The sequence below is a fragment of the Halocynthiibacter sp. genome (assembly GCF_049608145.1).
GTDB lineage: Bacteria > Pseudomonadota > Alphaproteobacteria > Rhodobacterales > Rhodobacteraceae > Halocynthiibacter.
In genome coordinates this window covers 1-5,068 of the sequence record NZ_JBMYXF010000091.1, presented here as the reverse complement: position 1 = coordinate 5,068, position 5,068 = coordinate 1, and the positions used below count along the sequence as shown (strand labels likewise).

Genomic DNA, 5,068 nt, shown 5'->3' with positions numbered 1-5,068 from the left:
GTTTTCCGGTTTTCCGGTTTTCCGGTTTTCCGGTTTTCCGGTTTTCCGGTGAGAATGCAGTCATGCCTTCACCGGTCAACAGAAAACACACCTAATTCTAAAGAGATACGACCTTCACGACAGATCCTTTTGCCGTTAAGGCAATTTCACCGTTACACAGACGCATTGCATCTTCTCCGAAAACCTCACCTCGCCATCCTTTTAAGGATGGTACGTCACGTTTTCCCGCTGCAATTTCATCCAGTTCAGATGCCGTTGCGATCAGTTTTTGTGCAACTCCCGCATTTTCAGATTTCGCCTTCAGGAGAACACGTAGCAAATCAGCAAGTGCAGGATTCACTTGTAGCTTTTCTTTGTCATTGCTGACCTTTGGATGATCCCTCGGGTCCATCTCAAGCCCTGCCTGCACCGCTTTCAGAATGCCATCGGCAATCTCACCTTTGCGGGCTTCACGTAACAACAGACGTGACCGGCTGAGTTCCTGCGCATTCTTAGGTTTGGTCGATGCCAGCTCCATCAACGCATCATCTTTCATCACGCGATTGCGCGGCATATTCCGGCCCTGTGCATAGGATTCACGGAACTGAGCAAGTTCCTTTGCAACTGCCAAAAACTTGCCGGATGTGGTCCGTGTTTTCAGACGTTTCCAAGCATCCTCGGGTTTGATCACATAGGTTTCAGGCGACAAAAGCACCTTCAACTCTTCTTGCAGCCAAGGTGTACGCCCGTTCTTGGCCAGATCTGAAGACAGTTTCTCATAGATCTGACGTAAATGTGTTACGTCGCCGACTGCATAAGTTTTCTGAGCATCGGTCAGCGGACGGCGTGACCAATCGGTGAAACGTGAAGATTTATCAAGGGGTTGCTTGGCAATTTTCCGCACCAAGGTTTCGTATCCGACCTGTTCGCCAAAACCACAAACCATCGCAGCAACCTGGCTGTCAAACAATGGAATCGGGAAAACACCAGCTTCAACAAAGAAAATCTCAAGATCTTGGCGCGCTGCGTGAAAGACCTTTACCACGTCTTCATTGCGGAACAGGTCGTACATAGGTTCCAAAGACAAACCTTCGGCCAATGGATCCACAAGAACCGCGTCTACCTCTTTCCCATCTCCGGCATAGGCCATTTGAACAAGGCAAAGCTTGGAGTAATACGTACGCTCACGCAGGAACTCAGTATCAACGGTGACATAGGGATGGGCGGCAGCGCGGGCACAGAATTCGGCAAGCGCCTCGGTGGTTGTAATTGTTTGCATCGGGCCTGTTTTCTATTCTTTTTACCACTTGTACGGCAAAATCTGCCATCTGAAAAGATCAGAGCCGCAAAAGCCCATTTTCACCAGCCAGGAACCGACGCAAAACGGCCGGGTAAAGGCGGTGTTCCTGCACCAGAACCCGTTTTGCAAGGCCATCGGTGGTGTCATTCATCTGAATAGGAACACGTGCCTGTCCCAGAACCGGACCGTCATCCAGCCCCGCTGTCACCCTATGCACAGAACATCCGGCCTCAGAATCACCCGCCTCAATCGCGCGGGCATGGGTATTCAGGCCCTTGTACTTTGGCAGCAGAGATGGGTGAATATTCAGAACTTTCCCGTCCCAGGCATCCACAAACACCGGCGTCAGAATACGCATAAAACCGGCAAGACAAATCACATCAGGTGCATACTGGCGCAGAATTGCGTTTAGTTCTGTGTCAAAAGTTTCGCGGGTATCGTGGGCTTTGTGATCCACGATTTCGGTCGGAATGCCCAGATCCCGTGCCTTTTCCAGCCCGCCTGCAGTGGCGATATTGCTGAGTACAAGCACAGGCGCGCCGGCATGGGACGGATCGCCCAGCATGTCCTGCGCGAGCGTCACCATATTTGAGCCGCCCCCTGAAATCAGGATGGCGACCCGTTTCTTACCTGCCTTCACAGCAGCGCGCCTTTGTAAGACACGCCTTCACCCGCAGCCAGTGTACCAAGGGTGCAAACATCGTGGCCCGCATCTTCGAAGATTTTCTGTGCTTCTGCGGCTTTATCCGCGGACACAACAGCAATCATGCCAATGCCGCAATTGAAGGTTTTCAAAATCTCAGACTGGGCCATGCCACCTTGCCCAGCCAACCATTTAAAGACCCCCGGAAGCTCCCAGGCATTCAGGTCAATCTCAGCACCCAGACCTTCTGGCAGAACGCGTGGCAGGTTTTCGGTCAGACCACCGCCAGTGATATGCGCAAGACCACGTACCGCGCCTGCTTTCATCGCAGCAACAGAGCCTTTAACATAGAGTTTTGTTGGCGCCAGAAGTGCCGCGCCAAGTGTCCCGTCCCCCCATGGACAATCCGCATCCCAGCCAAGGCCAGACAGATCAACCAGTTTACGCACAAGGCTGTAACCATTGGAATGCACCCCATTGGAAGACAGGCCCAAAAGAACATCGCCTTCGCCCATTTCAGCAGGCAAAGTTGCGCCACGTTCCATCGCGCCAACTGCAAAACCCGCAAGATCAAAATCGCCCTCAGAATACATGCCCGGCATTTCAGCGGTTTCACCACCGATCAAGGCACAGCCAGACTGCGCGCAGCCTTCGGCAATACCGTTGATAATCTTGGTCGCACTGTCCAGATCCAGCTTTCCGGTTGCAAAGTAATCAAGGAAGAACAGCGGTTCCGCACCCTGACAGATCAGATCATTCACACACATGGCAACCAGATCAATCCCAATGGTGTCAAAGTTACCTGTATCAATCGCGATGCGCAGCTTGGTTCCGACACCATCTGTTGCCCCCACAAGGATCGGATCGTTGTAACCCGCGCCTTTCAGGTCAAACATTGCGCCAAAACCACCCAGACCAGACATCACACCCGGACGGGTTGTGCGCTTGGCCGCTGGCTTAATGCGTTCTACAAGCTCATTGCCCGCATCAATATCGACACCTGCATCCGCATAGGTGATCCCGTTTTTTCCGTCAGTCATGGCGCGCTCCGGCTCAGATTCCTTTGCGCGCCAATTATCATTCAAATACCGGCCTGTCGATTGCAGAAGGGTCGCGGTTTGCATGATTTTTCCTGCAAATGTAAAAACGAGTAAGAGTTTTGCCTTAAGAGTGACCCGGTTCAGCCAGCAGAACGTGACGTACACAGATGCCAATTATACCGCCAACGTACACGTATAAGCGAAATCGTTAAGCGACCGTCAATTTTTCCAGCCCTGCAGCGTCAGACTCACATTAAGGTTGAGGCAGTTGACATCGCACCAGTGTAGCGGTCGTATACCCAAGATAGGAAGCACTCTAAAAAGGTAAAATCGATGCAAGACATTCTGTTAGATATCTACATCGGTTTTTTCGGCGCATATGTCATGACAGCCCCAGAGTATCTTCTTCTGTGTCTGCCAATCGCATGGCTAATCTACCGTATGCGCAAGATTGAAACCGGTTTCTGGGACTGGCTTATGCCGCGTAAAATCTGGTTTCATAGCTCACATATATTAGATCTAAAATTTTTCATCCTTAACCGTCTGATTGCAATTTTTAACGTTCTGGGACGGTTATCCCTGACCACTGCGGTTGCGTTTTGGGTCGCAACCCTGATCGGGCATTCACAGCAAGCACTTGTTTCACCAGCATTACTGACATTTTTGCTTTGGCTGGCTGCTGACTTCACCAGCTATGTCAGTCACCGTCTGCATCATCAGATACGCCTGCTGTGGCCTCTGCATGCGGTGCATCATAGCGCCAGCGTCCTCACCCCCTTCACTGCCCACCGACAGCATCCTCTTGCATCCGTTTTTATACTGCTGTTCCACAGCGTTCTAATTGGCACGACGCAGGGCATTCTGGTGGGCACACTTGATCCCGGGACAATGATCATCACGGTCGCAGGAATAAACGCATTCTTCGTTCTTGCGAATTTTGCCATGTCTAATTTTCATCATACGCACCTGTGGATCAGTTTTGGTCCGTTTTTTGAGCGTCTTATAATTTCACCTGCTCAACATCAGATTCATCATAGCCTGGAACCCAGACACTATAACAAAAACTACGGGCACACGCTTGCTGTATGGGACTGGATATTTGGAACGCTGTACGTAATTGAGGGTGAAGAAAAGGTCACGTTTGGGGTCGACGATGTGCAAAAAGATAAAACACGGAAGGACGGCCTTATCTACAACCTGACTTACCCACTGGGGCAAATGGCAAAGCAGCTCCGTTTCACAAAAAAATAACCCCGGGCACGGGTTGCGTCCGGGGTTAGGTCATGACACGTTTGGTTTCTGATTGATCAGAACTCCATCAGGACCTCGCCTTTACCATCATCTTCCAGAGGCGCCTGGCGGGTGGTCGAACTATTGCCCTGCCCGTTAAAACCGCCGGTTGCCCAGACGATCAAACCAATAATCGCAGCCCCAATTAGAATTTTTTCCGCATTTGAACCAGATGATGCAATTGGCTCTGGCGGAGGCGGGAGTTCTCCTGCCGTTAGGCTGGTTGCCCCCATTGCAAGTGTAAGAGTCAATAATAAACAGGATTTTCTAAATTTCATGCGTCCCCCCATAGGTTGTTTTCCTTGTTCGGACTATGCAACTACAACATGGTTTTGTCAAAATTATGTTAACTTCAATTTATCTTTCACTTCAGATGTTCCGGGCAAACTGTCCGCTTGACCTCGCGCGACAAAATGATACGGATAGGCACAGGCGGGCCTGTAGCTCAGTTGGTTAGAGCAGAGCGCTCATAACGCTTTGGTCGTAGGTTCGAGTCCTACCGGGCCTACCACTTTGAATTTAACGTACTATTTTTCCTATTTCCAGGTAACCTTGCGAGATTTTGTTACCTCGTGGTCATTGACCTTAGCGCGCAATTGCATTCGCCCCTAGAATTTTCTTGTTCGCTTCTCGTATGTAGTGGATCGCCATATTTTCGGAACTGTGGTGAGCGATAGGTGAACTGCGACTCTCGTTAGGTAGAGGGTTCAGCGGCTCAACGCATACGCAATCCACACCGAGACAAAGGCGGATCAACAGATTGTAGATATGCCGTTACTCGCGGGACATTTCCTTTAACCTCCTAGAGTTGGGAAG

The 5,068-nt window shown here is 50.6% G+C and carries 5 protein-coding genes and 1 tRNA gene; 2 read left to right on the top strand and 4 right to left on the bottom strand.

From position 1 onward, the window contains the following. Positions 1 to 97 precede the first annotated feature (97 nt). Genes rnd through purM form a run of 3 tightly spaced genes read right to left on the bottom strand, consistent with a single transcriptional unit; the run spans position 98 to position 2,962 of the window. Positions 98 to 1,258 (bottom strand): ribonuclease D, encoded by a 1,161-nt coding sequence (rnd, locus tag ACPGUT_RS15715; protein ID WP_423993007.1) that lies wholly within the window; start codon positions 1,256 to 1,258, stop codon positions 98 to 100. Positions 1,259 to 1,316: 58 nt separating this feature from the next. Further along, positions 1,317 to 1,919: a phosphoribosylglycinamide formyltransferase gene (gene purN / locus ACPGUT_RS15710; RefSeq protein WP_423993005.1), complete on the bottom strand. Its 603-nt coding sequence runs from the start codon at positions 1,917 to 1,919 to the stop codon at positions 1,317 to 1,319. Further along, on the bottom strand, positions 1,916 to 2,962 hold the full coding sequence (gene purM, locus ACPGUT_RS15705; protein WP_423993003.1) for a phosphoribosylformylglycinamidine cyclo-ligase: 1,047 nt from the start codon (positions 2,960 to 2,962) through the stop codon (positions 1,916 to 1,918). The genes purN and purM overlap by 4 nt, the downstream gene beginning before the upstream one ends. Positions 2,963 to 3,295: 333 nt before the next feature. On the opposite strand from purM, the gene ACPGUT_RS15700 reads away from it, so the two are divergent. Continuing rightward, complete coding sequence (locus ACPGUT_RS15700) at positions 3,296 to 4,213, top strand: sterol desaturase family protein (RefSeq protein WP_423993001.1); 918 nt, start codon at positions 3,296 to 3,298, stop codon at positions 4,211 to 4,213. A 56-nt stretch (positions 4,214 to 4,269) separates the two neighbouring features. Here ACPGUT_RS15700 and ACPGUT_RS15695 read toward each other — a convergent pair whose 3' ends face one another. Continuing rightward, positions 4,270 to 4,503 (bottom strand): hypothetical protein, encoded by a 234-nt coding sequence (locus ACPGUT_RS15695; RefSeq protein WP_423992999.1) that lies wholly within the window; start codon positions 4,501 to 4,503, stop codon positions 4,270 to 4,272. A gap of 183 nt (positions 4,504 to 4,686) precedes the next feature. Between ACPGUT_RS15695 and ACPGUT_RS15690 the strand changes: the two genes are divergently transcribed. Continuing rightward, positions 4,687 to 4,763: transfer RNA gene (locus tag ACPGUT_RS15690), tRNA-Ile, on the top strand. Positions 4,764 to 5,068: the final 305 nt, after the last annotated feature.